The following is a 26,121-nucleotide window of genomic DNA, read 5'->3' as shown; positions in this document are numbered from 1 at the left end:
GGAGTAACAACGATGATGAATATAAAAATACCAAATGATAAAAAAGAAGAGCTTGTAGCGCAAATTCAGCAATTTTTCATGGAAGAAGATTTAGATGAAATTGGACGTTTCCAAGCAGAGCGTTTAATAGAAGAAATGATTAAATTAGTTGGACCATTTGCATACAATCAAGCAATTGGAGATGCAAGAAAGCTTGTAAGTGAGAAATTAACGAATATCGAAGAAGATTTATATGTGCTAGAGAAGAATGAAGGAAAATAAAAAAAGAGCCGAGGGGCTCTTTTTTTATTTGAGTGATAGCAAAAAAACATGGAGAAAACACGGAAAGGACATTGAAAATACACCTTTTATTTTTAGAATATTCTTAGTTTTAAAATACTTCAGAAAGGAAGATTGTAATGAGATTAACGCCAAGAGAAATTGATAAACTGTTAGTAGTTGTTGCGGCTGATTTAGCTTATCGACGAAAGGAGAGGGGACTTAAGTTAAACTATCCAGAAAGTATCGCTATTATTACGTATGAAATTTTGGAAGGAGCAAGAGATGGTAAAAATGTAGCGGAATTAATGGAGCTTGGAAAAAACATTTTAAGTGCTGAAGATGTTATGGATGGTATTGCAGACATGATATCAGATATTCAAGTTGAGGCAACTTTTCCTGATGGAACAAAATTAGTAACTATTCATCAACCAATTCATTAAAGGAAGTGAATGTTATGATTCCAGGGCAATATATCCTTGCGAAAGAAGACATAGTATGTAATGGAAATAAAAAAGCAATGAAAGTCAAAGTGATAAATCAGGGAGATAGACCCATTCAAATTGGATCTCATTACCACTTTTATGAAGTGAATGAGGCGTTAAAATTCAATCGCAGTGTAGCAATTGGACAACATTTAAATATTCCAGCAGGTACAGCGGTAAGATTTGAGCCTGGAGATGAAAAAACGATTGAATTAGTTCCATATTCAGGGGAACAAGAAGTATATGGGTTTAAAAATAAAGTGGATGGCGATATTCAATCTTACACAAAAAGAGGGAGATAGCATGAGTTTTAAGATGTCACGTAGACAATATGCTGATTTATATGGTCCAACTACAGGAGATTCTATTCGTTTAGCGGATACACAATTATTTGCACACATTGATCGAAATTCTACTGTATATGGTGATGAAGCTGTCTTTGGTGGAGGAAAATCAATTAGGGATGGTATGGGACAAAATTCACAACTTACAAGAGAACAGGGGGTTGTGGATGTTGTTATTACGAATGCGATTATTATTGATTATACAGGAGTATATAAAGCGGATATTGGTATAAAAGACGGAAAGATTTCAGCAATTGGTAAGAGTGGTAATCCTTCAGTTATGGATAATATTGATATCATCATTGGAACATCAACGGAAGTAATTTCTGGTGAGCGGAAAATCGTTACAGCTGGAGGTATTGATACACATGTGCATTTCATATCACCACAACAAATTGATACGGCATTGGCTTCAGGCATAACAACTTTAATTGGTGGGGGAACAGGACCGGCAGAAGGGACTAAGGCAACTACAATAACACCTGGATCTTGGAATTTAAGAAAAATGCTAGAAGCAGCAGAAGCTTTTCCTATAAATCTTGGATTTTTAGGGAAAGGAAATAGTTCAAGTTTACCTGCCCTGGAAGAACAAATATTTGCAGGGGCTATCGGATTGAAAATCCATGAAGATTGGGGAGCAACTTCGTCAGCAATTAATCACTCGTTACAGATTGCTGATAAATATGATATTCAAGTCGCTATTCATACGGATACGTTAAACGAATGTGGGTTTGTGGAAGAAACGATAAAAGCTATTGATAATCGTGTTATTCATACGTACCACACTGAAGGAGCTGGAGGTGGGCATGCACCAGATATTATAAAGATTGCTGCGCTGAATAATATTTTACCATCATCAACGAACCCGACCTTGCCATATACAGTGAATACGCTGGATGAACATTTAGATATGCTCATGGTATGTCATCATTTGAAAGCGAATATTCCGGAAGATGTAATGTTTGCAGATTCAAGAATTCGAAAAGAAACAATTGCGGCAGAGGATATTTTGCAAGATCTAGGGGTTTTCAGCATGATTAGCTCTGACTCACAGGCGATGGGAAGGGTTGGGGAGGTCATTATTCGCAATTGGCAAACCGCCGATAAAATGAAAAAGCAGATTGGTAGTTTAGAGGGAGATAAAGAATATAACGATAATAATAGAATTCAACGCTATATAGCGAAGTATACAATTAATCCAGCTATTACACACGGGATTTCAGAATATGTTGGCTCTATTGAAGTAGGAAAGTATGCAGACCTTGTAATATGGGATCCACAATTTTTCGGTGTTAAGCCAGATATGGTTTTGAAAAACGGGATGGTAGTGATGGCATTAATGGGAGACGAGAATGCTTCGATTCCTACCCCACAACCATATTATGAAAAAAAGATGTTTGGTGCATATGGAAAAGCAGTACAGTCAAGTTCGATTACATTTGTATCGAAAGTAGCCTATGAGAATAATATTAAAGAAAAATTAGGTTTAGATAAAGTTGTATTACCTGTTAAAAATACGAGAGAGATTTCTAAGCAAGATATGAAGCTGAATAATGCAACACCAGAAATTGAAGTAGATCCACAGACATATGAAGTTAAAGTTGATGGACAAGTAATCACGTGTGAAGCAGTAGATGTATTGCCTATGGCTCAAAGATATTTTTTATTTTGATATAACGGGGGAGATAAAATGATTATTGAAAAAATTAATAACAACGTATGCAATATGAATGATTTTTCAAATACAAAAAAACATCTTGATAAAATATTGATTTCTAGTGATCTTTTACTGAAGAGAGTTCAGAAATTGTATTCAGAATCTGGTTTTGAAATTGGGGTGTCTTTAGATAGTGGAGAAACATTAAAGAATGGTGATATTTTATATGAAGATGAAAATCGAATTGTATATATTGAAGTATTACCAGAAGAGGTAATTGTAATTACTCCAACATCAATAAAAGAAATGGGAATTATTGCTCATAACTTAGGGAATAGACATTTACCAGCACAATTCGATGAAGGGTGCATGATTTTAGCGAACGACTACTTAGTAGAAGATTTACTTAAAAAGGAAGGTGTTCCTTATCAAAAAGAAAATAGAGTATTACCAAAACCGTTCAAGCATGCTTCGCACAAACATATTTAACCTACTTAACCTACTCCAAATTAGTGATTCGAACTTCCCAACAGGAAGTTTTAGTCACTCTTTTGGATTAGAAACGTTTATTCAAGAGGGACAAGTTACAAATAAAGCCGAATTTTTCAAATGGGTTAATCGATATGTAAAAGTCCAATTAACATACACGGACGGCTTAATTTGCAAATATACTTACGAAGCCATTCAGAATAATGAGGGAGAACAAATTACATTTTTAGATGATTTAATAACAGCACAAACATTGCCTTTTGAATGTAGAAAAGCAAATAGAATGATTAGTAAAAGTACTTCTAAATTATTGTCTGAATTGTTCTCGTTTGTAAATTTAAATATATATAAAGAAAATATTATGGGTAATAAATTACAAGGTCATCCGAGTATCGTATACGGAATATTAGGGGCGGAATTGAAAATGACAATAGAAGAAACGCTCTTAGTTTTCTTATACTCAAGTGTTGGAAGTATAATTCAAAACGGTGTGAGAGCCATTCCTCTTGGACAAACAGATGGTCAAAAACTATTACAAGAATGCCATGAATTGATCTGCGAATCTATTGATAGAATTCAAATACTTTCATTAGAGGATTTTGGATTGAATGATCCTGAATTCGAAATAAATCAAATGCAACATGAAGATGTAAATGTAAGGGTCTTCATGTCATAGGGAGGAAGAATAAAATGATAAAGCCTATTAAAATTGGTATCGGTGGTCCGGTAGGTGCTGGGAAAACCATGTTAGTTGAAAAGTTAACAAAACATCTAAATACAGATTATGAAATTGCAGCAATTACAAACGATATTTATACGAAAGAAGATGCAAAGATTTTATTGAAAACAGGTGTTTTACCAGAAGATAGAATTATTGGTGTAGAGACAGGAGGGTGCCCGCATACAGCAATTCGAGAGGACGCTTCTATGAATTTTGAAGCAATTGAAGAACTCATGATTAGACATAATAATTTAGATGTTATTTTTATTGAAAGTGGGGGGGATAATTTAGCTGCCACATTTAGTCCGGAGCTAGTGGATTTTTCAATTTATATTATTGATGTGGCACAGGGAGAAAAGATTCCGCGTAAAGGTGGACAAGGGATGATCAAATCTGATGTATTTGTAATTAATAAAACGGATTTGGCACCTTATGTAGGAGCTGATCTTGGAGTTATGGAGCAGGATACGAAAAATTACCGACATAATAAACCATACTTTTTTACAAATTTAAAGGATGAGGAAGGCTTACAAGAATTAATAAATTGGATGAGACAAAACATTATGTTAGAAGGACTGAAAAAATGAAATCCCCTACAGGTGTTTTAAACATTGATGTGATGGAAAAGAGACATAAAACCGTACCTATTAAGGTTTATCATAAAGATGCCTTAAAAGTAACGCAGCCAATATATTTGGATGAGTATGGTAGAGCATATTACTATATTATGAATTCTGGTGGAGGCTATTTAAAAGGAGATTTCTATTCTATAAATATAAATGTTCGTAAAGATGCGAAAACATATATAACAAGCCAGTCAGCAACGAAAGTTTACAAGACTCCAAATAGTTATGCTTTGCAAAAATTAAATGTTTATATTGGTGAGAATGCTGTTATGGAGTATTTACCAGACCCGTTAATTATGTACAAGGATGCAGCATATAAGCAAAAAACAAATATATATATGCAAAATAATTCTACATTGATTCTATGTGATTCAGTTACGCCTGGTTGGTCGCCAAATATGGAGAAGTTCACATACCAATATTTTGATTCATTAACAAAAATATATATGGAAAATAAACTTGTAGTATACGATCATCTATTGCTAAACCCTTTCAAAGAGTCGTTAGATCAAATGGGAATATTAAATCAATATTCCCATTATGGTACTTTTATAGTTATTAATGAGAACATTACAAATGATTTAATTGCAGCATTGAAAACATCGCTTTCTAACACTAACAATATGAAAATTGGAATATCTTCTACACCATGTAAAGGCTTTGTCATACGCATACTTAGTCATAATACAGAAGATATGGAGTCTATATTTTTTCAGTGTCATCGTTTTGTTAGAGAGAATTGTCTACATGAAGAATTAACATCCTATCGAAAATATTAAGTAGGAGAAGGGGATACTATGACTAATGTGGGATTATTGTTTGTCGGTGCAGTTCTATTTATGAATTCACTAGCAGCTTTTAAACTCATTGATAGCAAAAGTGTAGGGTGCTTCAATTTATTTGTAGGGGCATTACAAACTTTGACACCATTATATTTATTATTTACAGGAAGTCAATCCGATGAGTGGACTATCCTATCTAATGGAACGATTTTTTTATTTGGTTTTACTTATTTATATGTTGGTCTTACGAATATATTAAAACTTGATTCTTCAGGTGTAGGTTACTATTCTCTTTGGGTTGCTATCATTGCAACGGTTATGGGAATTGTGAATCAATTACATGAGAGTGGTAGTCTGCAAAGTACAATAATTTGGTTCTTTTGGGCATTCCTTTGGTTTTTATTTTTCCTACAAGATGGATTGAAAAAGAAGATTCATATTTATGTAGGTATTGTTTGCTTCGTTGAATCTTGGATTACTGCAACAGTACCAGCTCTGTTAACACTTACAAATCATACCGGCGTGTTAAATAATTTTGTAATTATTTTAGCGACTATTATAACGATTGTAGTTTTTATTATGGCACTTTTCTTTTTCAAGAGTATTCAATTTAAAGTAGAAAGGGTTAGTAACTATGTGGAAAAGTGAACTGAAAAAGGCAACTAACTTTTTTGTTATTATTATATTTCTTCATGTGCTTGGAATTTTCTTATTATTACCGGCACTGTATAACGGTAATAGCATAATCGGAATGGCTATTATTGCATATTCTTTAGGATTGCGTCATGCGTTTGATAGTGATCATATTGTCGCAATTGATAATACTGTTCGGAAATTAATTGAAAAAGGTAAAAACTCACAGGGGGTGGGATTTTACTTCTCATTAGGACACTCTACGGTAGTATTTGTGATGATTGTATTAATTGCTTTAATTGGAAAAACAGCAAAACATGGAATGGAGAGCTTTTCAACTATAGGCGGTATTATCGGTACAATCGTTTCTAGTACATTCCTTATCATTATCGGTCTTACCAATCTGTTGTACCTTATTAAAGTGTTGCGAAGCCACGAGGACAAACAGCCAGAAAATTTAGGGTTTATATACCGTTTCACACAGCGCTTATTTACGTTTATTGATAGTCAGAAGCAATTGTATATGATTGGTTTTTTATTTGGACTTGGTTTTGATACAGCGAGTGAAATTGGATTAATTGCTCTTTCTACAGTAACTGCAACAAGTCAATCTATTCCACTTGTAAGTATATTTGCTTTCCCCATTTTGTTTGCTGCAGGAATGTCATTGATGGATACATTAGATAGTACATTCATGAATACGAATTATAAGTGGGCAATGGAAAATAGTCGAATAAGAAATTCATATAATGTATTAATTACCTCAATATCTGTTATTACGGCTTTTTTAATAGGGGGATATCAACTATTATCTTTGCTTATTGAAAGCTATAATTTACAGGGACCGTTTTGGAATCTCATACAGGTAGTTAATTTTGATTATCTGGGTATATGTCTTGTTGTATTCTTTATTATTTCTCTTATTGTTTTTGTTGTATGGAATAGAAATGCTTTTAAAGAACCGCTTACAAAGAGTATAGAGAAATAAAAATATATCATATGTTATTTGGTTCATTATGTATATAAAGTAAAATAAAAACACGTGAGATGAAAATTCATCTCACGTGTTTTTTATTATTTATGTTCCTTATATTCATGTGCTTTTTCTTTCACATTACCAACTGTATCTTTAGCAGTGCCTTTCACCTTATCCCATTTTCCTTCAGCTTGTAATTTCTTATTGTCAGTTACTTTCCCAACAACTTCTTTTACTTCACCTTTTACCTTATCAATGGCACCTTCTACTTTTTCTTTTAAACCGTGTTCATGCTTAGTCATACATTTCTCCTCCTTGTAGTTTGATTAGAATTCTCTTTTCATAGTGCAAGTTGAATGATGTATCTAGTAATAGCGTAACAAATCTAGTTTGAATATTCAAATGATTAATAGGATAGAAAAGGAATTGTCATAAAATGTTTAAAAATGTAACGGAAGGAGAAAGAAAGTAAATTATAATATGTCTTTTGCAGTCCATATTGATTTTGTATAAGCAATTTTCATATGGGCACGTTCCATGTTATTTTGACTGCCACTACCAAAACGAGCTTGTCCAACTATTAAATGACAGTTTGTCGCTATAGCTTTTTCTATTCGTTTTTGAATTAATGCAGTATGACAGCCTTTACGCTGAAATTCTGGCAAAGTAGCAGAAGCAGCTAATGAAGCAATCCCATTATTTATGTACAGGACACCAATGCCTGCAGGAGTATTTTGAACTTCAGCTATGAAAAAATACCATCCTGGTTCATTGTAAAGAATTTCATTATTTTGGCGCACGCTATCTTTTGTAAAGGATGGCATATTAAATCCACGTACATATATGTCTGCAAAAATATCAAATTCATTTTCTTTTAGTTTGCGTACTGAAATGTTAGAAGGAAGAAGGGATGAATCTTCTTTCGGTTTATTAAATAAAGCGGTATGGAAGCTAGATTGATAAAACCCTTTTTGAGATAAGTATTGAAATAATTCAGTTGTACCTTGTGCTGGGGTAATTTCAAAACGACAAGGGATTTGTAGTGATTCATAATAAGAAATGATTGCATCAATCGCATCTGCATTTGTAATACCTTTTACCGTATTAAAAGCAGGACCAGCAATTATTTTTGATGAAAAGGCAATGGCACTACCGAATTTTTTCATTTGCACTTGCATTGGGTTTCCGCTCATTGTTTGTAGTCTTTCTAATCTAGAAGAGAGCATATCAATTTCTGCATTTTCAATTTCTGTTGCTATATCGAGTGTCATAATAGTAGTCATAAAATTCCTCCGTTAATAAATATATTTCATAGTACATATACGATTTTTGTTTTGAGATTCCTGTTGAAATGTGAGAGAATAAGAGGTTTTTTGGAAGGGAAATGGAAGTGAACTGTCGAAGGGAGTGGAAACAGATTAAAGGTGGTGCTCTCATGAAACAAAAAGCCGTGCAGACATGCTCTAATTGTGGTTCTCAAAACATAGGAGAAGGTGAGTTTGTCGGATATGCACAAATACGGAAAAAGGAAACGATGTTCACATCTTCACCGGTGGATGCTTATATTTGTACAGATTGCGGGAATATTCTTTTATTAAAAGTACGACATTATGAAAAGTTTAAGCAGAAGCCGTTATGATTATTGAGTAGTGGTTTTATTGGGGTAGTTAATAAGAGTAATATTTTACATATATATGAGTATGCCTCAGGTAAAGAGATGAAAACATATACTGTACATAGTTCGTTATATGACACATAAAAATATATAGAAGAAATTGTGAGGCAATAGGAGGAAGAAAAAACAGCTCCTCTTGGAATATTTCATATTTAAAACTCCTTTAAATGAATAAAGGAGTTTTTTGATTTTTTTTATAACAATAATTACCTTTAATTGTTATAATTGGTTATTAAGAGAGGGTGGTTTATTAACGACATAATCATAGAAGAAAAATAGCTAAATCGTATATGAAAACCGCTATATAACACAATTGCAACCGTAAGTTGACAAATTGCAACCGCAGGAAGATAGAGATAAGGGCAATGTTTACATACAATTTAGTTAAGAAAACGAAGGGGGACACACATATGGGATTTGGTGAGAAGCTTTTTAAATTAAGAAAAGAAAAGGGTCTTTCTCAAGAAGCATTAGCCGAGAAATTAAACACAACAAGGCAAGCGGTTAGTAAATGGGAAAACGGTCAAGGTTTTCCTGAAACTGAAAAGTTAATAATGATTGGAAATGTATTTGAAGTATCACTTGACTATTTATTAAAAGAAACTGCTGAGCAAAGTAACGAAAAGGAAAATGGTTATTATGTAAGTAAGGAAATGGCGGAAGGGTATGTAGTGTATGGGCAAAAAATTTCTAAATATATTGCGTTAGGGTTTAGTTTGCTTATTTTATCTACAATACCGTACTTGTTATTTAAAGAAAATGCAACAATGTCTACGTTTCTTGTCATTATCATTGCGGTGCTTGGGATTGGAGCAATGATGGCACCTGTAACGATAGAAGAGAGTCGATACAATGTATTGAAAAAGGAAGAACTACTATTTGATCAAAACTTTCTAAAAGAATTGACCAAAAGATATGTGACTATTAAGAAGAAGTATGCTGTAGTAATAATCGTTGGATTTTGTTTTATAGCAGCAGGAGCGCTACCTTTTTTATTTGAGAAAAAGCATATCACTTCAGGAGAATTAGTACAGTATCACCCTTATTGTGTTGTACTTATTGCTATCGGAGTTTATCTTTTTGTTCGTGTGTTAGGAGTATTAGAGGCGTATCGAATTTTAGTAGAAAATAAAGAATATAGTAATCGTCTTATTTTTAAACTGAAAAAGAAAATGAGAGAAAAAGTGGATAATTTGTAATAGGAGAAAACATATTTTTATTAAAAGTTAAGATAGGAGTGTAATAATGTCAAATCTTTTAGAAATTGAAAATTTAAGTAAATCATTTGGAAACAAAGTTGTTTTAAGAGATGTTTCCTTCAATGTACCGTCTGGGTCAATCGTTGGGTTCATTGGTGATAATGGAGCAGGGAAATCAACAACCTTTAAAACAGTACTAGAATTAATTTCTAAAGATAGCGGTACAGTAAAAATATTCGGTGAAGAAAATATAAATAAAGATATTAAGATTAAGGAAAAGATAGGAGTCGTATTTGATGCTATGAATCTACCGGCTCATCTTACAATAAAGCAACTACATAAGGTTTTTGAAAAGATGTTTGAATCTTGGGACCAAGATAATTTTTATAGATTAGTTAATACTTTCTCTTTACCTACTAATGAGAAAGTAGGTAAATTCTCGCGTGGGATGTCAATGAAACTAACTATAGCTGTTGCGCTGTCTCATAATGCCGAATTATTAATCCTAGATGAAGCGACCGGGGGGCTTGATCCTTCATCTAGGGAGGGCGTGTTAGAGGAATTAAAAAGTTTTGTGAGCAAAAGTAATGGTGGTATATTACTTTCTTCTCATATTATGAGTGATGTAGAAAAAATAGCCAGCCATCTTATCATTGTGAAAGATGGAGAGATTTTATTGAACGAGGAAAAGGATAAAGTTTTGAAAAGTTACTCCATTGTAGATGTTGATGAGGAACAACTAGCTTTAATTAACAAAGATATAGTTGTAGCCAGAAGGAGCCATGGTTCTTATTTCAATGTACTCGTATCAGATGTACATAAATTACCAAGTGGTATTGCTCATAGAACCATCTCAATAGAAGAAATGAGTGTCTTATTAACGAGGAGTGAAAAATAAATGAGAGGTTTATTATTGACAAACTATTACCTAGTGTATCGAACTTTCTTTATGTTCATGGGAATAGCGATATTGGGAGCCGGATTCGTTTTTTATTTTGGTGATGCTTCAATGTACCGTTTAATCGCTACGTTCATTATCTTATTTGCTGCAATTCCTGCACTTGAAGTTATTAAATATGAGAGTAAGTCAGGTTATGAAAAGTATGTACTTACTTTACCAGTTACTAGAAGTAATATTGTGGAAAGCCACTACTTTTTCTATTTTTTAGTTGTAATTATTGGCACTTTATTATCATATGGCATATTTTATGTATATGGTTTAGTTTCAGGCACACCAATTGATGATGGTATATTTAAGAGTGTTTCTTTAGGGACTTTCATCATTCTTAATGCCGGAGCAATAGCCTATCCACTTCTCTATGTTTTTGGAGCAGAAAAATCTGATGCTATTACAATTGGAGGCGCATGCGGGGGGCTTGTTATTTATTTTGGATTACAAAGTGTAATTGGGTATCTAATAGAACAATTTCCTATATCAAATTTAAATGAATCTGTATACGTTTCAATTCTATATATAATATTTGGCGTTATCATATATACCTTTTCTTTTTTTATTTCGGTATTTATATATCGTAAGAAGGAATTTTAGTATATTTTCTCATAGTATTTTCTGAATTATTTCCAAAGAAATAATTCAGAAAATACAGAAAAATGTCGTAATTATTTACAGAAGTCTGTTATAATAAACGAAAAAATGAAAACGCTTTAAAGGGGGATAAAACCATATGATGATGAATGTACCGCTAACAATTAGTTCTATGATGGAAAGAGCAGAAAAACTGTTTTCAAAGAAAGAAATTGTTTCACGGACACATGATACAGTTACGACATTAACGTATAAGCAGTTAGGTGAAAGGACGAGAAGGCTTTCTAGTTCGTTAAAAAAATTAGGAGTTAAAGAAGGCGAGCGTATAGGAACGTTAGCGTGGAATCATCATCGACATGTGGAAGCATATTTTGCTATTCCTGGTATTGCTTCCGTTTTACACACAATTAATATTCGTTTATCTCCTCAACATATTTCATACATTATTCAACATGCAGAAGATCGCATTCTACTTATTGATGAAGATCTCGTACCACTCGTTGAAAATATTCAATCACAATTATCAACTGTACAAGCCTACATTATTATGACTGATAAAGATGAACTTCCCAATACTACGCTAGAACCTGTATATCATTATGAAAAGCTATTAGAAGAAGGCGATCCAACTTTCCAATTTGTAAAAGATATTGATGAAAATACACCTGCTGGTATGTGTTATACGTCAGCGACTACAGGAAACCCAAAAGGTGTTGTATATACGCATCGTAGTACTGTATTACACTGTATGGCACTCGGCTTAGCGGATACAGCTGCTTTATCGGAAAGTGATGCGGCGATGGCAATTGTACCGATGTTCCATGTGAACGCTTGGGGGCTTCCTTTTGCAGCTACTTGGTTTGGAACTAAACAAGTTCTGCCAGGACCAATGTTTACTCCAAAAATTTTATTAGAGATGATTCAAGCTGAAAAAGTAACGATAGCAGCAGGTGTGCCGACAATTTGGCTCGGTGTATTACAAGAATTAGAAAATAATAGTTACGATTTATCTAGTATAACGAGAATATTATGCGGTGGTGCTGCTGCACCGAAAAGCGTTATTAAAGCATTTGAACAAAAATATAATGTTCCTTTCGTACATGCATATGGTATGACTGAAACAAGCCCACTCGTAACACTTGCACGTTTAAAAAGTTATGAAACAGAATTATCATATGAAGAGCAATTAGAAATCCGCTCAAAACAAGGATATCTTGTCCCTGGTGTCGAGATGAAAGTAGTCGGTACAAACGGTGAAGTGAAGTGGGATGGTACTGAGATGGGAGAGTTATGTTTACGAGCACCTTGGATCGCTGAAAGCTATTATAACGATGATCGTACTGTCGAAGGATTCCGAGACGGTTGGTTATATACTGGTGATGTTGTTACAGTTGATGAGGAAGGCTGCGTGAAAATTGTTGACCGTACGAAAGATGTTATTAAAAGCGGAGGTGAGTGGATTTCTTCAGTTGATCTTGAAAATGCATTAATGGCACATGATGCTATATTTGAAGCAGCTGTCGTTGCGGTTCCTCATCCGCAGTGGCAAGAGCGACCAATTGCCTGCGTCGTTCAAAAGAAAAATAGTACAGTAACAAAAGAAGAAATATATGAGTTTTTAAAACCACAGTTTGCGAAGTGGTGGTTACCAGACGATATTGTATTTATGGAAGAAATACCGAAAACATCTGTTGGGAAGTTTTTAAAACAGGCGCTTCGGAAAGAACTTGAGCATTTGCATAAAGAGAAATAATTGAAAAAATATTTGTAAACCTATATTTAAAATAAGTTGACAAAGACTAAATAGAAAGATAATATAACTCCTATAATATGTTACCCGAAAAGTTTTTTAAGTTTACAAATAGGAGAAGCAAATATGAATACAAAAAACTTAGTTTTCGTCGCTTTATTTAGTTCTATTATGGGAGTGTTAGGGTTAATACCTCCAATTGCTCTTGCTATTACACCAGTTCCAATTACATTACAATCACTTGGTGTTATGCTTGCTGGTGGATTGTTAGGATCACGTCTTGGTGCGTTAAGTCAGCTTATTTTCTTACTTATTGTAGGAGTTGGAGCACCATTACTTGCTGGTGGACGCGGTGGCCTTGGTGTATTTCTTGGACCAAGTGCAGGATATTTACTTGGTTACATCATTGGGGCGTTTGTTATTGGTTATTTAATTGAGCGTTTACGTGAAGTTTCTATTATAAAAGTATTATGTATTAATATAATTGGTGGTATTTTCGTAGTTTATGTATTTGGTATTACTGTACAAGCATTCTTAATGGATGTTTCTGTATGGGAGACAATGAAAGTGAGTGCTGTGTTTTTACCAGGGGATTGTATAAAAGCAATTATTGCGGCAGTTCTCGTAACAAAATTACATCGTTCATTGAAACATATTATTACGCCCGCTTTAAAGAATGGAAAATATACAAATGTGGGATGATAAAGGGAAGAAACACGTACATTGCGTGTTTCTTTTTATTATTTTTGTAAAGAAAGGACGTCTCATATGAGTGTTACAAAAGAATACAAAAAGCATGCTTCTTTACAACCAAATAAAATAGCGATAAAGGAAAATGATAGAGTTTTAACATATAAAGAGTGGTTCGAATCAGTTTGTAAAGTAGCAAGCTGGTTAAATGAAAAAAAATCGAAGAATAAAACGATAGCAATCCTATTAGAAAATCGTATAGAGTTTTTACAACTATTTTCTGGTGCCGCTATGGCCGGGTGGGTTTGTGTTCCGTTAGATATAAAGTGGAAACAAGATGAGCTCAGAGAAAGAATTGAAATCAGTAATCCGGATATGATTGTGACAGAACGATATAAGGTAAATGATTTATTGCATGAAGAAGGAAGAGTAATTGAAATTGATGAGTGGAAAAGAATGATAGAGAAATATCTTCCTACACATTCCACTGTAGAAAGTTTACAAAATGCTCCCTTTTATATGGGATTTACATCAGGATCAACTGGAAAAGCAAAAGCATTTTTACGTGCACAGCAATCGTGGGTTCATAGTTTTGATTGTAATGTACATGACTTTCATATGAAAATGGAGGATTCGATTTTAATAGCTGGGACGCTCGTTCATTCTCTTTTCTTATACGGGGCAATAAGTGCATTATATGTAGGACAAACGGTGCACATTATGAGAAAGTTCATTCCGAATCAAGTATTAGATAAGTTAGAAACTGAAAATATATCAGTTATGTATATAGTTCCGACAATGCTTGAATCTTTATATAAAGAAAATAGATTAATAGAAAATAAAATGAAAATTATTTCATCAGGAGCGAAATGGGAAGCTGAAGCGAAAGAAAAAATAAAGAATATATTTCCTTATGCGAAAAGATATGAATTTTATGGTGCATCAGAGTTAAGTTTTGTAACAGCACTAGTCGATGCAGAAAGCGAAAGAAGGCCAAATTCAGTAGGAAAACCTTGTCATAATGTGCAAGTTCGAATATGTAATGAAGTAGGCGAAGAAGTACAAAAAGGTGAAATAGGAACTGTTTATGTGAAAAGTGATCAGTTTTTTATGGGATACATAATAGATGGGATTTTAACACGGGAGTTGAATGCAGATGGCTGGATGACAGTGCGAGATGTAGGCTATGAAGATGAAGAAGGCTTTATATATATTGTTGGTAGAGAGAAGAATATGATTTTATTTGGAGGAATCAATATTTATCCAGAAGAAATAGAAAGTGTATTACATGAACACCCAGCTGTTGATGAAATAGTTGTAATTGGTGTGAAAGATAGTTACTGGGGTGAAAAGCCCGTCGCGATCGTAAAAGGAAGTGCTACGAAACAACAATTAAAGAGTTTTTGCTTACAACGATTATCCTCGTTTAAAATACCGAAAGAATGGCATTTTGTAGATGGAATACCTTATACAAATAGTGGGAAAATCGCTCGTATGGAAGCAAAAAGTATGATTGAAAACCGGGAGAAAACATATGAATAAGGCAGTTATTGTAGAGGCGAAAAGAACACCTATCGGTAAGAAGAATGGGATATTAAAAGAGTATGAAGTTCAGCAATTAGCAACGCCGCTTCTTACGTTTTTAAGTAAAGGGATTGAGAGGGAAATAGATGATGTCATATTAGGTAATGTTGTTGGGCCAGGAGGGAATGTTGCGAGACTATCTGCTTTAGAGGCGGGACTTGGCTATCATATTCCTGGTGTAACGATTGATCGGCAATGTGGTGCTGGTTTAGAAGCAATTCGAACTGCGTGTCATCTCATTCAAGGCGGGGCAGGTAAGTGCTATATCGCCGGGGGAGTAGAGAGTACAAGTACGTCACCTTTTCAAAAAAGAGCACGATTTTCACCTGAAATAATTGGTGATCCTGACATGGGAGTAGCGGCTGAATATGTTGCGGGGCGTTATAACATAACGAGAGAAATGCAAGACGAGTACGCTTGTCTTAGTTATAAGCGGACACTGCAAGCGTTAGAAAAAGGATATATACATGATGAAATATTTTCTTTTAATGGATTATTAGATGAATCTATAAAGCCAGAAATGAATTATGAACGAATCATTAAAAGAACAAAGCCCGCATTTTTAAAAAATGGTACAGTAACGGCAGGTAATTCATGTGGTGTAAATGATGGGGCATGTGCTGTTCTTGTAATGGAAGAGGGACAAGCTCGGAAATTAGGTTATAAACCTGTCCTTCGTTTCGTTCGTAGTGCTGTAGTGGGAGTGGATCCCAAACTTCCAGGGACTGGTCCGATATTTGCGGTGAACAAATTATTAAACGAAATGAATGTAAAAGTAGAGGACATTGATTATTTTGAAATAAATGAAGCATTCGCCTCAAAAGTTGTTGCTTGCGCAAAAGAGTTACAAATTCCGTATGAAAAAGTAAATGTAAATGGTGGGGCAATTGCGCTCGGTCATCCGTACGGTGCATCTGGGGCTATGCTTGTAACACGTTTGTTTTATCAGGCACAAAGAGAGTCTATGAAATATGGAATTGCTACATTAGGAATTGGAGGCGGGATAGGGATTGCGCTATTATTTGAGAAAGTAGAAGACTAGCGAGGTAACTAGTTTTCTACTTTTTGAGGAACATAAATGTTGCTACCAGGCTTCGCTTTCATTTCGTTCCAAGCAGCAATCGCATCAGCTTTTGCTTTCCCTTTATTATTTGGATCTTCGAAAAAGTCATGAGTAAAGCGATTGTATTCAAATTGTGCACCGATAGTTGTTTTGTATGTAGGGTCTTTTTTTCGTTCGTTTTCTTCATGCCAAAAAGCTACCGCGTCTTCATATGTTTTTCCAACATTCTCTTTGAAAAATTTTTGAAGAGCTACTGTAAAGCGGAAGTTTGTTCCGATTTTTTCTTTGAAAAAAGCACGAACATCTTCGCTACAGCGGTGATTGTTAGTAATAATCGTTTGAAGAGAAAGGTCTTTATACGATAGGGAATCTTTAGTAACCTTTTGAACAGAGCTGTTTTTTAAGACTTTCCCCGTAGTTAAATAATGTGAGATACAATCGGTTATTTCAATCTTAGAGCCGCTAGCTGGCAACCCATTCTCACGACAAAATGTTTGGAGTTCTGCTTTTAACCAATAATAGTTTTGGAAATCTTCAAGTGATATAGACTTTGTTAAAGGTGGACGCATGAATGTAACAACTACTTTCTTCCATAATTTTCTTCAATTATAAAACGTATGTTCTTTTTATGGAAGGGTTAATTTGTAAATATAATGGGAAGAGGAGATTACATATGGAAAATGTAATGCAAGTTCGTGTTACGGGAATTTTAATTGAAGGTGAAAAATTATTGCTAGTAAAGCAAAAAGTTGCTAATAGGAATTGGTCTTTACCTGGAGGAAGAGTGGAGAATGGTGAAATGTTAGAAGAGGCGATGATTAGAGAAATGAGAGAAGAAACGGGATTAGAAGTTAAAATTAAGAAGCTACTCTATGTTTGTGATAAACCGGATGCCAGTCCATCTTTATTACATATTACATTTCTACTTGAAAAGCTTACAGGAGAAATTATGTTACCCTCTAATGAATTTGATCATAATCCAATTCATGATGTGCAAATGGTGCCGATTAAAGATTTAAGTCATTATGGTTTTTCGGAAACTTTTATAACTCTTATAAGTGAAGGTTTTTCAAGTGCAGGGAGTTACCAAGGATTGAAACAAAATATTGGTTTGTAAGTATAGAGTAAGGATAGCTGTTAGCTATCCTTACTAAAAATGCTTTACACCGCCGACTGTAAAGAAGAAACAAGCTGATTTAAAAATTCATCTCCGCTCATAATTGCTTTCCCGCCACCGCGAGCACTCTTCTTATTTCCGCCACCTTTTCCTTCGATTGTAGGAAGAGCGTCTTTTAAAAGAGCATTCATATCGAGTGATACTGATTTTCCGCAAGCGAGAATACATTGTAGTTTGTCATCATTTTCGATGACGAAATACGTAATTGCATGCTCTTGTTGTTCTGTAATAATAGCGGAAAGCTTTGCGATTTCTTGCATAGAACGATTTGTAAATACTTTAGAAATAAGTATGTCAGCATGAATTTTTATAGGCTGTAGAAGTAGTTCATTTGCCTCTGCAAATAATAATTTTTCATTCATTGTTTGTATTGCTTTTTCGTTTTCTTTTTGAGAAGTAAGCAGTTGCGCCACTTTTGCTGGAATATCAGTTTCGCTACTGTTTAATTGTTTAGAAACATCTTTCATAATTTGTTGCTGTTGTCCCATTAATTTAAGTGTACGCCAACCAGCGATAAACGTTAAGCGTATACCACCTTTATTGCGCTCCCATCCTAGTACTTGAATAGGACCAACTTCACCAGTTCGTTTCGGATGCGTTCCACCACAGCCGTTGTAGTCAAAGTTTTCGATAATAACAACCCGTATATTTTCTGTCATATTCGGTTCTTTACGAAGTGGCAACGTTTTCGCTTCTTCTAAGTTCATCCACTGGATGCGGATTGGATGGTTTTCAAAAACAATTTTGTTTGCAATTTGTATTGCTTTTTCAACCATTTCTGCATGAAGATTTTCTGTTTCTAAATCAATTGTTACTGTTTCTTTACCAAGATGGAATCCAATTGTAGGCATGTTAAAATGGTCCCAAAAAGCAGCAGATAAAATGTGCTGAGCTGCATGTTGTTGCATATGATCAAAACGGCGCTCCCAATTGATTTTACCTTCTACGTCTTCTGTATGTAATTGTTCTGCAATGTAGTGACGAATTTCTCCGTTTATCTCTTCTACATTGATTACATTGATATCATTTAATGTACCAGTATCATATGGTTGTCCGCCACCTGTCGGATAAAATGCTGTTTCATTCAAAACAACGTATAAGTTACCGTCTTTATCATAATCTTGCTTTATAATTTTAGTAGTAAAGTCTTGCTTATAAGCGTCAGTGTAATATAATTTGTGCTCCAATTTTCTTTCTCCTCTCGCATTAACTAGTTTCATTGTAATGCAATTGAAATTAGTTTCCTAATATTTCAGAAGAAAGAAACTATTTTTAGAATTTTCTTGCTATAATAAGGGAAAGAAAATGCGGGGGTGGAATAAATATGTTATATGAAAACGGTGTAGATAAACTGCTTAGTTTAAGTAGAAATATTTCCGAATTATATCGAGAATTAAACGAAATGACCCGGATTTTAACGGATTGTAATCGAGAAAGTGTGAAGTTTGATCGATTATATGTAAAAGAGTTACTTTGGAAGAAAGAAGATGTAATAGAGAAATATGACCAGCTACTTGTACAACTTTGTATTAACGAATGCTTTGATCTAAAAAGTGTCATTACAGGGGAATATAAGTATACATATGAAGAAGTAGAAAACATAGTTTTACAATTTAATGAAAAGTATAATGTCGCAATCTTAATTAAAGATGTGTGTAAAGAATTACAGTTCACATATGGAATTGATATGGACATAACGAGAACAACTCGGGTATCAACAGCTCAAGTATAGAAAAAGGAAAAGAAAGCAGATCCTTTGCTTTCTTTTTTTTGTGAAAATAGAGAGAGTAGGTTTAACGATGAAGGGGAAGTTACAGCATATTCATCCGCTTGGAATGAGTATTATTTTAGGGACATTGTTTGCTAGGTTTGCAACTTCAATGAGTATCCCTTTTTTAGCGATTTATTTAACGACTGTTAAAGGTGTGTCAGCTGGAATGACTGGTGCTATTATAGGAACGAGTGCACTTGTTGGTGTTTTTGCTAGTTTTATCGGAGGGAATTTATCAGATCGATTTGGCCGGAAAACGATTATGCTCTGGTCCATGATCGTTTGGATTTTTGTGTTTATAGGTTTTTCACTTGCGGATCATGTTTTAAGTTTCTTTTTATTAAACGCTTTAAATGGATTATGTAGGTCGTTTTTTGAGCCAACATCAAGAGCATTATTATCAGATTTAACAAAGCCTGAGTATCGGTTACTCGTCTATAACTTACGATACGGTGCAATAAATGTTGGAGTTGCAATTGGACCAATTGTTGGATTACAGATTGGAAGTGCAAAATCAACAATTCCTTTTTTAGTAGCAGCTGGGGTATATATTCTATATACAGCTATATTAGCGTTCCAATTTAAGAAGTATCCAATGGAAAAAAAGAAAGTGAGTACAGAAAAACCTGTTACAATGCTAAATGCAATGCGTATATTGCGAAAAGATATAGTATTTTTAGTTGCTTTAGTCGGTATTATTTTGAGTAATTGCGGTTTTTCACATTTAACGACGACAGTATCTCAATATTTTGCAAATGCACATATATTTGAGGATGGAGTGAAGCTATTCTCATATATGCTCGCTTTAAATGCAATTGTTGTAGTGATCATCCAATACCCTGTTATTCAAATGTGCAAAAAGTATACTCCGTTAACATCAATTATGGTGGGGACTTTATTTGTGAGCGGAGGATTATTTGGCTTTGGAATAGTAGAATCTATGCTAAGTGCTGCCGTTTGTACAATTATTTTTACAATTGGAGAAGTCTTAATGTTTTCGATGACCGATGTATTTATTGATGATATTGCTATTGCGCATCTAAAAGGAACATACTTCGGTGCGATGGGCTTTTCGGGAATTGGAGCAGTAATAGGTCCGTGGTTTGGAGGAGTACTTCTCGATTACTACGGCTACCAAAATGGGTTTGTAGTATTTTCAGCACTAGCTATATTTTCAACTGTGGCATTTCCTGTGCTTTTAGTTACAAAAGGTTTATCGAAAAAAAGATATGATAGAAATTCTAATATAGAAATGCATGCGAAATAACATAAGCCCCAGTAACCACTGGGGCTTAGTTTGTATTATATTAACTCTTAATTTGAAAAAAGAACTTTCTTTTCATGCTTATCAGCAACTTCATTTTTGGAAATATGAATGGCTAAAAATCCGTTTTCTAAGCAGGCTAGCATCTTTTTATAAATGATAGTAGTAGGTAAAGGGATTGTTCGTTTTAAGGAAATGTTTTTATGAAGTATGCATATAGCTAGGCCTGTCTCTAACTTTTTAATGAGTACATTTTGTTCAGTGACATTTTGTACATCTGTTTCCAAAATATATTCTTCTTCGGTTTCGCAAAGGTCGATGTGAATTTGATTTGGAAAGCTAAAGTTACTATAAGAATCGGAACAAAATTGATCCATCCATTCTTCGAAACCATCAACATGAAAAAGACAATTCTTCTTTTTCTTGCCCATGTAAGACACCCTCCGTAAAATATCAATTCATATCATGTTATGCATGAATGAAACAGAGGTGAAGAATAAATGATGAAATACAAACATTTTATGTTGAATGTGCACGGTATGTGAATATTTTTTATTACATATCATGATGTGCATGTTTTTTTTGGCGTGAATGGTTACGGTTTTTTACTTTATGAGATCCGCTTAATGGCTCAGGTTGTCCTTTTTTTTCTTTAGATTCACGATTATTTTTGCTCATTGTATGTGACACCTCCTCTTTCTTTTTAGAATGAGAGAAGTTGACGATTTTATACGAGAATGTTTTTAGAAAAAAAGGTAAAGATAAAGGGGACTAACTATTATAGAAAGGGGATTATATAATGCCATATCATAAAGATAAGCAACAAGCCTTTCAAGCGGCACAGCAAGGAGTTACACAAGCAGAAAATGCATTTAATAATATTGTGAAAAATGACCCTAACTACGGTCATGATTTAAAAGAGTTACGCCAAGAGGTTCAGGAAGCATATGAACAAATTCAAAATGCACTAGAGGTAGCTTCAGAAACACAACGTCCACAACTTGAGCAATATGAAAATAATCTCCAAAATATAATGCGAAATGTAGATCAATTAGAAAAGTAAATGAGGTTGTTGTCTATTCGACAACCTTGCTGCTTTAGTGAACGTTATGCTAAAACAGAAAATTTTTCTATTAGTTTTTTCTTTGCTATGTGCAGTACATATATTTCAAGTGGAAAAAGTGGAAGCGAAAATGTTGCTCAGAAAAGAGTTAGAACCAACTGGTTATGTAACATGGGAAGTACCTAATAATGAAAAAATTATTGCAATTACATTTGATGATGGGCCAGATCCAACGTATACACCACAAGTTTTAGATTTATTACGTCAATATAAGGCTGAAGCGACATTTTTTATGATTGGATTTCGAGTTCAGCGCAATCCATATTTAGTGAAGCAAGTGTTAAAAGAGGGACATGAAATTGGAAATCATACGATGAATCATTTGTATGCGAGTAATTCGTCAGATGAAAAATTAGAAAATGATATTTTAGATGGAAAGAAATTTTTTGAAAAATGGGTGAAAGAACCTTTGCTATTCCGTCCTCCTGGTGGATATATTAACGATGCTGTATTTAAAACAGCGAAAGAAGCTGGTTATCAAACTGTTCTATGGTCATGGCATCAAGATCCACGTGATTGGGCAAATCCAGGGGTTGAATCCATTGTAAATCATGTAGTGAAAAATGCTAAAAGTGGCGATATTGTATTGTTACATGATGGAGGAAATGATCGTAGTCAAACGGTAGCAGCGCTAGCAAAAATTTTACCTGAGTTGAAAAAGCAGGGCTATCGATTTGTAACGGTTTCGGAATTATTACGTTATAAACATTAGAAAAAATCCCAAAAGGAAATAGACCTTTTGGGATTTTTCTTTACTGGTTCTTTTTACGTTTCTTGTTATTTTGTCGCTCTGCTGGAGTTAAAGGCTCGTTTGCAAATTCTTCATTGTAACCAGTTCCTTGTCCTTGTGCAGATGCAGCATTCATTCCTGAAATAGTATGATTTGCTTTTCTTTTACCCATTTTACTTCACCTCTATAACATTTTTTGTATGTTGAATGATGAGCAGTTCATAGTATGTATGAACTGTAAGTAAACCGCTGATAGAGCACTTTACTTTATGATAATAGTATTCATAAGGAGCATGAAAGCTATTCAAATTTAGAAACATAAAGAAAACTTATGATAATCTATAAGTTTCTTATTATTTACTTATTTAGAAAGTTGTAATAAGATATTATCGTAAGGTATTGAAAAGTTTGTCTACATTTTATATTCAGACAACTTAGTCACGTTTAACAGGGGGGAAACATAATGGTCAAACATAATCCATTTCAATCACGTGCAACTTTTGAAGTAGATGGAAAAACGTATCATTATTATGATTTGAAAGCGCTTGAAAATGCAGGGGTTGGCAACGTATCTCAATTACCATATTCCGTGAAAGTTTTACTTGAATCAGTACTTCGTCAAGTAGACGGACGTGTAATCACAGAAGAGCATGTTACAAATTTAGCGAAATGGGGAACGAAAGATGTGCAAGATATCGATGTTCCATTTAAACCATCTCGTGTAATTTTACAAGATTTCACTGGTGTTCCAGCTGTTGTTGATTTGGCTTCGCTTCGTAAAGCAATGGCAGACATGGGTGGGGATCCTGACAAAATTAATCCTGAAATTACTGTAGACCTTGTAATTGACCACTCTGTACAGGTTGATAGAGCGGGTACGGCAGACGCGCTTGCATTCAACATGGACTTAGAGTTTAAACGTAATGAAGAACGTTATAAATTTTTAAGCTGGGCACAAAAATCATTTGATAACTACCGTGCAGTTCCACCAGCTACAGGCATTGTACACCAAGTAAACCTTGAATATTTAGCACCAGTTGTTCATGCTGTGAAAAATGCTGAAGGTGACTTAGTTGCATACCCAGATTCATTAGTTGGAACAGACTCACATACAACAATGATTAACGGTATCGGCGTTCTTGGATGGGGCGTTGGTGGTATTGAAGCAGAAGCAGGAATGCTTGGACAGCCTTCATACTTCCCAGTACCTGAAGTAATCGGTGTGAAATTAACTGGCACACTTCCAAGTGGTACTACAGCAACAGACGTTGCATTAAAAGTAACACAAGTATTACGTCAAAAAGGTGTAGTTGGTAAATTTGTTGAGTTCTTTGGTAATGGACTAAAGAGCATGCCTTTAGCTGACCGTGCAACAATTTCAAATATGGCACCAGAATACGGCGCAACTTGTGGATTCTTCCCAATCGATGATATTTCATTAGAATACTTACGTTTAACAGGTAGAGATGAAGAGCAAATTCGTATTGTTGAAGAATACTGTAAAGCGAACGGTTTATTCTATACAGCAGACAGTAAAGATCCAATCTACACTGATCTTGTTGAAATTGATTTAAATACAATCGAATCTAACCTTTCTGGACCGAAACGCCCACAAGATTTAATTCCACTTTCAGATATGAAAGATGCGTTCCACAAAGCTGTTTTAGCACCAGTTGGAACACAAGGACTTGGATTTAATGAGCAAGAGTTCGATAAAGAAGTGAAGGTTACATTAGAAGATAAAGAAGTAACGATGAAAACAGGTGCAATTGCAATCGCTGCAATTACAAGCTGTACAAATACATCAAACCCATACGTATTAATCGGGGCAGGTCTAGTTGCGAAGAAAGCAATTGAAAAAGGACTTGTAGTACCTGAGTACGTAAAAACATCATTAGCACCAGGATCTAAAGTTGTTACTGAGTACTTAGATAAATCCGGTTTAACAACATATTTAGATCAATTAGGTTTCCAAACAGTTGGTTACGGCTGTACGACTTGTATCGGTAACTCTGGTCCATTAGCGCCAGAATTAGAAGAATCAATCGCAGCAAACGACTTACTAGTAACATCTGTTTTATCTGGTAACCGTAACTTTGAAGGTCGTATTCATCCTCTTGTAAAAGCAAACTACTTAGCATCACCACCACTTGTTGTGGCATATGCACTTGCAGGTACTGTTGATATTGACCTGAAAAATGATGAAATCGGTAAAGATACAAATGGCAATGCTGTTTACTTCAATGATATTTGGCCATCAGCTAAAGAAATTGAAGATGTAGTTCAAAGCGTTGTTACATCTGAACTGTTCAAGAAAGAATATGCACAAGTATTTAACAGCAATGAGCGTTGGAATGAAATCCAAACTTCAAACGAAGCTTTATATACTTGGGATAATGATTCAACATACATTCAAAACCCACCATTCTTTGAAGGTTTATCTAAAGAGCCAGGTGAAGTTGAAACGTTATCAGGTTTACGCATAGTTGGTAAATTTGGTGATTCTGTAACAACAGACCATATTTCACCAGCAGGTTCAATTGGTAAGCACACACCAGCTGGACGCTACTTATTAGAAAACGGCGTACAACCAGTTGACTTTAACTCTTACGGTTCTCGTCGTGGTAACCATGAAGTTATGATGCGTGGTACATTTGCAAACATCCGTATTAAAAACCAAATCGCACCAGGAACAGAAGGCGGATATACAACATATTGGCCAACTGGTGAAGTAACATCTATCTATGATGCTGCTATGAAATATAAAGAAGATGGAACAGGTCTTCTAGTTGTTGCTGGTAAAGATTACGGTATGGGAAGTTCTCGTGACTGGGCTGCGAAAGGTACTAACTTATTAGGTATTAAAGCAGTAATCGCAGAAAGCTTCGAACGTATTCACCGCAGTAACTTAGTATTAATGGGTGTATTACCACTTCAATTTAAAGAGGGCGAAAGTGCTGAAACATTAGGTCTTGTTGGTAACGAGTCATTTGAAATTCAAATCGACAAATCAGTTAGACCACGCGATCTTGTAAAAGTAGTTGCAACTGATTTAGATGGCAACGAAAAACAATTTGAAGTAGTAGCTCGTTTCGATAGTGAAGTTGAAATTGATTACTACCGTCACGGTGGTATTCTGCAAATGGTTCTTCGTGAGAAAATTGAAGAGTCAAAAGTGTCGAACTAAATAATTGAAATGAAAAATAAGGAAGCTAACAATAGTTAGCTTCCTTCAGAGTGTTGGGAAACCCTTTAGGGTTCCCCACACTCTGGAATCATTTTGATTTTAGCGAATAAAAACAACATAAAATAATAGAGTTTCAAAAAAATAGCCCTCCACCAGACCTTTTTTGGTCAGATGGAGGGCTATTTTTTTCATGTTTTGACAAGTTGCGGTAAGATAAGCCTGCATTTGGACAGACTTCAGCCCCCGAAATCGAGCATATCGATAGCCATGTAGTTCTTTGGCGTCCGCAAAGCTTCGCTCTATAGTTGAACAGCGTACTTTGTACAACTTTTTCCCTGTAACTGTTAGTTTGTTTTTTCTAGCGATATCCTTATATTTCTCCCATATATGA

The 26,121-nt window shown here is 34.6% G+C and carries 31 protein-coding genes and 1 pseudogene; 24 read left to right on the top strand and 8 right to left on the bottom strand.

Annotation, left to right across the window (positions count from 1 at the left end; genetic code table 11):
• Positions 1 to 12: 12 nt before the first annotated feature.
• The 10 genes from C4S65_RS31415 (at position 13) to C4S65_RS31370 (ending at position 6,983) form a co-directional block, all read left to right on the top strand.
• Entirely contained in the window at positions 13 to 261 is a 249-nt protein-coding gene (locus tag C4S65_RS31415) for a DUF2164 domain-containing protein (RefSeq protein ID WP_000981064.1), read from the top strand.
• 137 nt (positions 262 to 398) lie between these two features.
• Positions 399 to 701: an urease subunit gamma gene (locus C4S65_RS31410; protein WP_001241327.1), complete on the top strand. Its 303-nt coding sequence runs from the start codon at positions 399 to 401 to the stop codon at positions 699 to 701.
• 14 nt (positions 702 to 715) lie between these two features.
• Positions 716 to 1,045 carry an urease subunit beta gene (locus tag C4S65_RS31405; RefSeq protein ID WP_000612160.1) on the top strand — a complete coding sequence of 110 codons (330 nt, stop codon included), beginning with the start codon at positions 716 to 718 and terminating at the stop codon, positions 1,043 to 1,045.
• A 1-nt stretch (position 1,046) separates the two neighbouring features.
• The gene (gene ureC / locus C4S65_RS31400; protein WP_000008666.1) at positions 1,047 to 2,759 is read left to right on the top strand and encodes an urease subunit alpha; all 1,713 of its coding nucleotides are present in this window, start codon (positions 1,047 to 1,049) and stop codon (positions 2,757 to 2,759) included.
• Positions 2,760 to 2,777: 18 nt separating this feature from the next.
• The gene (locus C4S65_RS31395; protein ID WP_000582804.1) at positions 2,778 to 3,233 is read left to right on the top strand and encodes an urease accessory protein UreE; all 456 of its coding nucleotides are present in this window, start codon (positions 2,778 to 2,780) and stop codon (positions 3,231 to 3,233) included.
• Positions 3,211 to 3,909 (top strand): urease accessory protein UreF, encoded by a 699-nt coding sequence (locus C4S65_RS31390; protein WP_000946572.1) that lies wholly within the window; start codon positions 3,211 to 3,213, stop codon positions 3,907 to 3,909. The genes C4S65_RS31395 and C4S65_RS31390 overlap by 23 nt, the downstream gene beginning before the upstream one ends.
• 14 nt (positions 3,910 to 3,923) lie before the next feature.
• Positions 3,924 to 4,541, top strand: a complete 618-nt coding sequence (gene ureG / locus C4S65_RS31385) for an urease accessory protein UreG (protein WP_000594927.1) — start codon at positions 3,924 to 3,926, stop codon at positions 4,539 to 4,541.
• Complete coding sequence (locus tag C4S65_RS31380; protein WP_000841918.1) at positions 4,538 to 5,359, top strand: urease accessory protein UreD; 822 nt, start codon at positions 4,538 to 4,540, stop codon at positions 5,357 to 5,359. The genes ureG and C4S65_RS31380 overlap by 4 nt, the downstream gene beginning before the upstream one ends.
• Positions 5,360 to 5,377: 18 nt before the next feature.
• Positions 5,378 to 6,010 carry an AmiS/UreI family transporter gene (locus tag C4S65_RS31375; RefSeq protein WP_000185991.1) on the top strand — a complete coding sequence of 211 codons (633 nt, stop codon included), beginning with the start codon at positions 5,378 to 5,380 and terminating at the stop codon, positions 6,008 to 6,010.
• On the top strand, positions 5,997 to 6,983 hold the full coding sequence (locus tag C4S65_RS31370) for a hypothetical protein (protein WP_000265976.1): 987 nt from the start codon (positions 5,997 to 5,999) through the stop codon (positions 6,981 to 6,983). The genes C4S65_RS31375 and C4S65_RS31370 overlap by 14 nt, the downstream gene beginning before the upstream one ends.
• Positions 6,984 to 7,069: 86 nt before the next feature.
• Here C4S65_RS31370 and C4S65_RS31365 read toward each other — a convergent pair whose 3' ends face one another.
• Both C4S65_RS31365 and C4S65_RS31360 read right to left on the bottom strand, forming a co-directional pair.
• A complete protein-coding gene (locus C4S65_RS31365) occupies positions 7,070 to 7,273 on the bottom strand; it encodes a CsbD family protein (RefSeq protein ID WP_000160424.1) in 204 nt (67 codons plus the stop codon).
• A 171-nt stretch (positions 7,274 to 7,444) separates the two neighbouring features.
• Positions 7,445 to 8,254: a GNAT family N-acetyltransferase gene (locus C4S65_RS31360; protein WP_097821039.1), complete on the bottom strand. Its 810-nt coding sequence runs from the start codon at positions 8,252 to 8,254 to the stop codon at positions 7,445 to 7,447.
• A 152-nt stretch (positions 8,255 to 8,406) separates the two neighbouring features.
• Between C4S65_RS31360 and C4S65_RS31355 the strand changes: the two genes are divergently transcribed.
• From C4S65_RS31355 to C4S65_RS31320, 8 genes are all read left to right on the top strand, one after another.
• Positions 8,407 to 8,610, top strand: coding sequence for a hypothetical protein (locus C4S65_RS31355; protein WP_000810192.1), 204 nt, complete (start codon positions 8,407 to 8,409; stop codon positions 8,608 to 8,610).
• Positions 8,611 to 9,056: 446 nt separating this feature from the next.
• Positions 9,057 to 9,845, top strand: coding sequence for a helix-turn-helix domain-containing protein (locus C4S65_RS31350; protein WP_000505610.1), 789 nt, complete (start codon positions 9,057 to 9,059; stop codon positions 9,843 to 9,845).
• A gap of 46 nt (positions 9,846 to 9,891) precedes the next feature.
• Entirely contained in the window at positions 9,892 to 10,743 is an 852-nt protein-coding gene (locus C4S65_RS31345) for an ABC transporter ATP-binding protein (RefSeq protein ID WP_061665789.1), read from the top strand.
• A complete protein-coding gene (locus C4S65_RS31340) occupies positions 10,744 to 11,394 on the top strand; it encodes an ABC-2 transporter permease (RefSeq protein WP_001214694.1) in 651 nt (216 codons plus the stop codon).
• A gap of 136 nt (positions 11,395 to 11,530) precedes the next feature.
• Positions 11,531 to 13,144, top strand: coding sequence for a long-chain fatty acid--CoA ligase (locus tag C4S65_RS31335; RefSeq protein ID WP_061665787.1), 1,614 nt, complete (start codon positions 11,531 to 11,533; stop codon positions 13,142 to 13,144).
• A gap of 123 nt (positions 13,145 to 13,267) precedes the next feature.
• Entirely contained in the window at positions 13,268 to 13,843 is a 576-nt protein-coding gene (locus C4S65_RS31330) for a biotin transporter BioY (RefSeq protein ID WP_086407552.1), read from the top strand.
• A gap of 66 nt (positions 13,844 to 13,909) precedes the next feature.
• Positions 13,910 to 15,373, top strand: coding sequence for an acyl-CoA synthetase (locus tag C4S65_RS31325; protein WP_086407551.1), 1,464 nt, complete (start codon positions 13,910 to 13,912; stop codon positions 15,371 to 15,373).
• Positions 15,366 to 16,457 carry an acetyl-CoA C-acyltransferase gene (locus C4S65_RS31320; RefSeq protein ID WP_086407550.1) on the top strand — a complete coding sequence of 364 codons (1,092 nt, stop codon included), beginning with the start codon at positions 15,366 to 15,368 and terminating at the stop codon, positions 16,455 to 16,457. Before C4S65_RS31325 ends, C4S65_RS31320 begins: the two co-directional genes overlap by 8 nt.
• Before the next feature lie 8 nt (positions 16,458 to 16,465).
• Here C4S65_RS31320 and C4S65_RS31315 read toward each other — a convergent pair whose 3' ends face one another.
• Positions 16,466 to 17,047 (bottom strand): DUF6434 domain-containing protein, encoded by a 582-nt coding sequence (locus C4S65_RS31315; RefSeq protein ID WP_061665785.1) that lies wholly within the window; start codon positions 17,045 to 17,047, stop codon positions 16,466 to 16,468.
• A 104-nt stretch (positions 17,048 to 17,151) separates the two neighbouring features.
• On the opposite strand from C4S65_RS31315, the gene C4S65_RS31310 reads away from it, so the two are divergent.
• Positions 17,152 to 17,595, top strand: coding sequence for an NUDIX hydrolase (locus C4S65_RS31310; protein WP_086407549.1), 444 nt, complete (start codon positions 17,152 to 17,154; stop codon positions 17,593 to 17,595).
• Between the two features lie 44 nt (positions 17,596 to 17,639).
• Here C4S65_RS31310 and C4S65_RS31305 read toward each other — a convergent pair whose 3' ends face one another.
• Positions 17,640 to 18,842: a DHHA1 domain-containing protein gene (locus C4S65_RS31305; protein WP_151547426.1), complete on the bottom strand. Its 1,203-nt coding sequence runs from the start codon at positions 18,840 to 18,842 to the stop codon at positions 17,640 to 17,642.
• 137 nt (positions 18,843 to 18,979) lie between these two features.
• Between C4S65_RS31305 and C4S65_RS31300 the strand changes: the two genes are divergently transcribed.
• Positions 18,980 to 19,387 (top strand): hypothetical protein, encoded by a 408-nt coding sequence (locus C4S65_RS31300; protein ID WP_000965149.1) that lies wholly within the window; start codon positions 18,980 to 18,982, stop codon positions 19,385 to 19,387.
• A 67-nt stretch (positions 19,388 to 19,454) separates the two neighbouring features.
• Positions 19,455 to 20,693, top strand: coding sequence for an MFS transporter (locus C4S65_RS31295; protein WP_086407547.1), 1,239 nt, complete (start codon positions 19,455 to 19,457; stop codon positions 20,691 to 20,693).
• A gap of 47 nt (positions 20,694 to 20,740) precedes the next feature.
• On the opposite strand, the gene C4S65_RS31290 is transcribed toward C4S65_RS31295, so the two are convergent.
• Positions 20,741 to 21,121, bottom strand: coding sequence for an Hsp20/alpha crystallin family protein (locus C4S65_RS31290; RefSeq protein ID WP_000516757.1), 381 nt, complete (start codon positions 21,119 to 21,121; stop codon positions 20,741 to 20,743).
• A gap of 124 nt (positions 21,122 to 21,245) precedes the next feature.
• Positions 21,246 to 21,368, bottom strand: coding sequence for a small acid-soluble spore protein P (locus C4S65_RS31285; RefSeq protein ID WP_000042142.1), 123 nt, complete (start codon positions 21,366 to 21,368; stop codon positions 21,246 to 21,248).
• A gap of 121 nt (positions 21,369 to 21,489) precedes the next feature.
• Here C4S65_RS31285 and C4S65_RS31280 point away from each other — a divergent pair, with 121 nt between their 5' ends.
• Together C4S65_RS31280 and pdaB are read left to right on the top strand one after the other, a co-directional pair.
• Positions 21,490 to 21,753, top strand: a complete 264-nt coding sequence (locus C4S65_RS31280; RefSeq protein WP_001146295.1) for a hypothetical protein — start codon at positions 21,490 to 21,492, stop codon at positions 21,751 to 21,753.
• Positions 21,754 to 21,799: 46 nt separating this feature from the next.
• Positions 21,800 to 22,525 carry a polysaccharide deacetylase family sporulation protein PdaB gene (gene pdaB, locus C4S65_RS31275; protein ID WP_061665781.1) on the top strand — a complete coding sequence of 242 codons (726 nt, stop codon included), beginning with the start codon at positions 21,800 to 21,802 and terminating at the stop codon, positions 22,523 to 22,525.
• 40 nt (positions 22,526 to 22,565) lie between these two features.
• Here the strand turns inward: pdaB and sspO are convergent, their stop codons facing one another.
• Positions 22,566 to 22,715 carry an acid-soluble spore protein SspO gene (gene sspO / locus C4S65_RS31270; RefSeq protein ID WP_000518057.1) on the bottom strand — a complete coding sequence of 50 codons (150 nt, stop codon included), beginning with the start codon at positions 22,713 to 22,715 and terminating at the stop codon, positions 22,566 to 22,568.
• A gap of 291 nt (positions 22,716 to 23,006) precedes the next feature.
• Here sspO and acnA point away from each other — a divergent pair, with 291 nt between their 5' ends.
• Positions 23,007 to 25,730: an aconitate hydratase AcnA gene (acnA, locus tag C4S65_RS31265; RefSeq protein WP_000238554.1), complete on the top strand. Its 2,724-nt coding sequence runs from the start codon at positions 23,007 to 23,009 to the stop codon at positions 25,728 to 25,730.
• Between the two features lie 88 nt (positions 25,731 to 25,818).
• Here acnA and C4S65_RS31260 read toward each other — a convergent pair.
• A pseudogene (locus tag C4S65_RS31260) lies at positions 25,819 to 26,121 on the bottom strand (transposase); the annotation flags it as partial.

The organism is Bacillus sp. ok061, assembly GCF_900108285.1.
GTDB lineage: Bacteria > Bacillota > Bacilli > Bacillales > Bacillaceae_G > Bacillus_A > Bacillus_A thuringiensis_S.
Note: the sequence above shows the minus strand (reverse complement) of the source record. Positions and strands in the feature narration are given on the sequence as shown.

Excerpts from the sequence above, each read along its gene's own strand:
- C4S65_RS31415 (WP_000981064.1), top strand. The coding sequence starts at position 13 with ATGATGAATATAAAAATACCAAATGATAAAAAAGAAGAGCTTGTAGCG.
- C4S65_RS31410 (WP_001241327.1), top strand. The coding sequence starts at position 399 with ATGAGATTAACGCCAAGAGAAATTGATAAACTGTTAGTAGTTGTTGCG.
- C4S65_RS31405 (WP_000612160.1), top strand. The coding sequence starts at position 716 with ATGATTCCAGGGCAATATATCCTTGCGAAAGAAGACATAGTATGTAAT.
- ureC (WP_000008666.1), top strand. The coding sequence starts at position 1,047 with ATGAGTTTTAAGATGTCACGTAGACAATATGCTGATTTATATGGTCCA.
- C4S65_RS31395 (WP_000582804.1), top strand. The coding sequence starts at position 2,778 with ATGATTATTGAAAAAATTAATAACAACGTATGCAATATGAATGATTTT.
- C4S65_RS31390 (WP_000946572.1), top strand. The coding sequence starts at position 3,211 with ATGCTTCGCACAAACATATTTAACCTACTTAACCTACTCCAAATTAGT.
- ureG (WP_000594927.1), top strand. The coding sequence starts at position 3,924 with ATGATAAAGCCTATTAAAATTGGTATCGGTGGTCCGGTAGGTGCTGGG.
- C4S65_RS31380 (WP_000841918.1), top strand. The coding sequence starts at position 4,538 with ATGAAATCCCCTACAGGTGTTTTAAACATTGATGTGATGGAAAAGAGA.
- C4S65_RS31375 (WP_000185991.1), top strand. The coding sequence starts at position 5,378 with ATGACTAATGTGGGATTATTGTTTGTCGGTGCAGTTCTATTTATGAAT.
- C4S65_RS31370 (WP_000265976.1), top strand. The coding sequence starts at position 5,997 with ATGTGGAAAAGTGAACTGAAAAAGGCAACTAACTTTTTTGTTATTATT.
- C4S65_RS31365 (WP_000160424.1), bottom strand. The coding sequence starts at position 7,273 with ATGACTAAGCATGAACACGGTTTAAAAGAAAAAGTAGAAGGTGCCATT.
- C4S65_RS31360 (WP_097821039.1), bottom strand. The coding sequence starts at position 8,254 with ATGACTACTATTATGACACTCGATATAGCAACAGAAATTGAAAATGCA.
- C4S65_RS31355 (WP_000810192.1), top strand. The coding sequence starts at position 8,407 with ATGAAACAAAAAGCCGTGCAGACATGCTCTAATTGTGGTTCTCAAAAC.
- C4S65_RS31350 (WP_000505610.1), top strand. The coding sequence starts at position 9,057 with ATGGGATTTGGTGAGAAGCTTTTTAAATTAAGAAAAGAAAAGGGTCTT.
- C4S65_RS31345 (WP_061665789.1), top strand. The coding sequence starts at position 9,892 with ATGTCAAATCTTTTAGAAATTGAAAATTTAAGTAAATCATTTGGAAAC.
- C4S65_RS31340 (WP_001214694.1), top strand. The coding sequence starts at position 10,744 with ATGAGAGGTTTATTATTGACAAACTATTACCTAGTGTATCGAACTTTC.
- C4S65_RS31335 (WP_061665787.1), top strand. The coding sequence starts at position 11,531 with ATGATGATGAATGTACCGCTAACAATTAGTTCTATGATGGAAAGAGCA.
- C4S65_RS31330 (WP_086407552.1), top strand. The coding sequence starts at position 13,268 with ATGAATACAAAAAACTTAGTTTTCGTCGCTTTATTTAGTTCTATTATG.
- C4S65_RS31325 (WP_086407551.1), top strand. The coding sequence starts at position 13,910 with ATGAGTGTTACAAAAGAATACAAAAAGCATGCTTCTTTACAACCAAAT.
- C4S65_RS31320 (WP_086407550.1), top strand. The coding sequence starts at position 15,366 with ATGAATAAGGCAGTTATTGTAGAGGCGAAAAGAACACCTATCGGTAAG.
- C4S65_RS31315 (WP_061665785.1), bottom strand. The coding sequence starts at position 17,047 with ATGCGTCCACCTTTAACAAAGTCTATATCACTTGAAGATTTCCAAAAC.
- C4S65_RS31310 (WP_086407549.1), top strand. The coding sequence starts at position 17,152 with ATGGAAAATGTAATGCAAGTTCGTGTTACGGGAATTTTAATTGAAGGT.
- C4S65_RS31300 (WP_000965149.1), top strand. The coding sequence starts at position 18,980 with ATGTTATATGAAAACGGTGTAGATAAACTGCTTAGTTTAAGTAGAAAT.
- C4S65_RS31295 (WP_086407547.1), top strand. The coding sequence starts at position 19,455 with ATGAAGGGGAAGTTACAGCATATTCATCCGCTTGGAATGAGTATTATT.
- C4S65_RS31290 (WP_000516757.1), bottom strand. The coding sequence starts at position 21,121 with ATGGGCAAGAAAAAGAAGAATTGTCTTTTTCATGTTGATGGTTTCGAA.
- C4S65_RS31285 (WP_000042142.1), bottom strand. The coding sequence starts at position 21,368 with ATGAGCAAAAATAATCGTGAATCTAAAGAAAAAAAAGGACAACCTGAG.
- C4S65_RS31280 (WP_001146295.1), top strand. The coding sequence starts at position 21,490 with ATGCCATATCATAAAGATAAGCAACAAGCCTTTCAAGCGGCACAGCAA.
- pdaB (WP_061665781.1), top strand. The coding sequence starts at position 21,800 with ATGCTAAAACAGAAAATTTTTCTATTAGTTTTTTCTTTGCTATGTGCA.
- sspO (WP_000518057.1), bottom strand. The coding sequence starts at position 22,715 with ATGGGTAAAAGAAAAGCAAATCATACTATTTCAGGAATGAATGCTGCA.
- acnA (WP_000238554.1), top strand. The coding sequence starts at position 23,007 with ATGGTCAAACATAATCCATTTCAATCACGTGCAACTTTTGAAGTAGAT.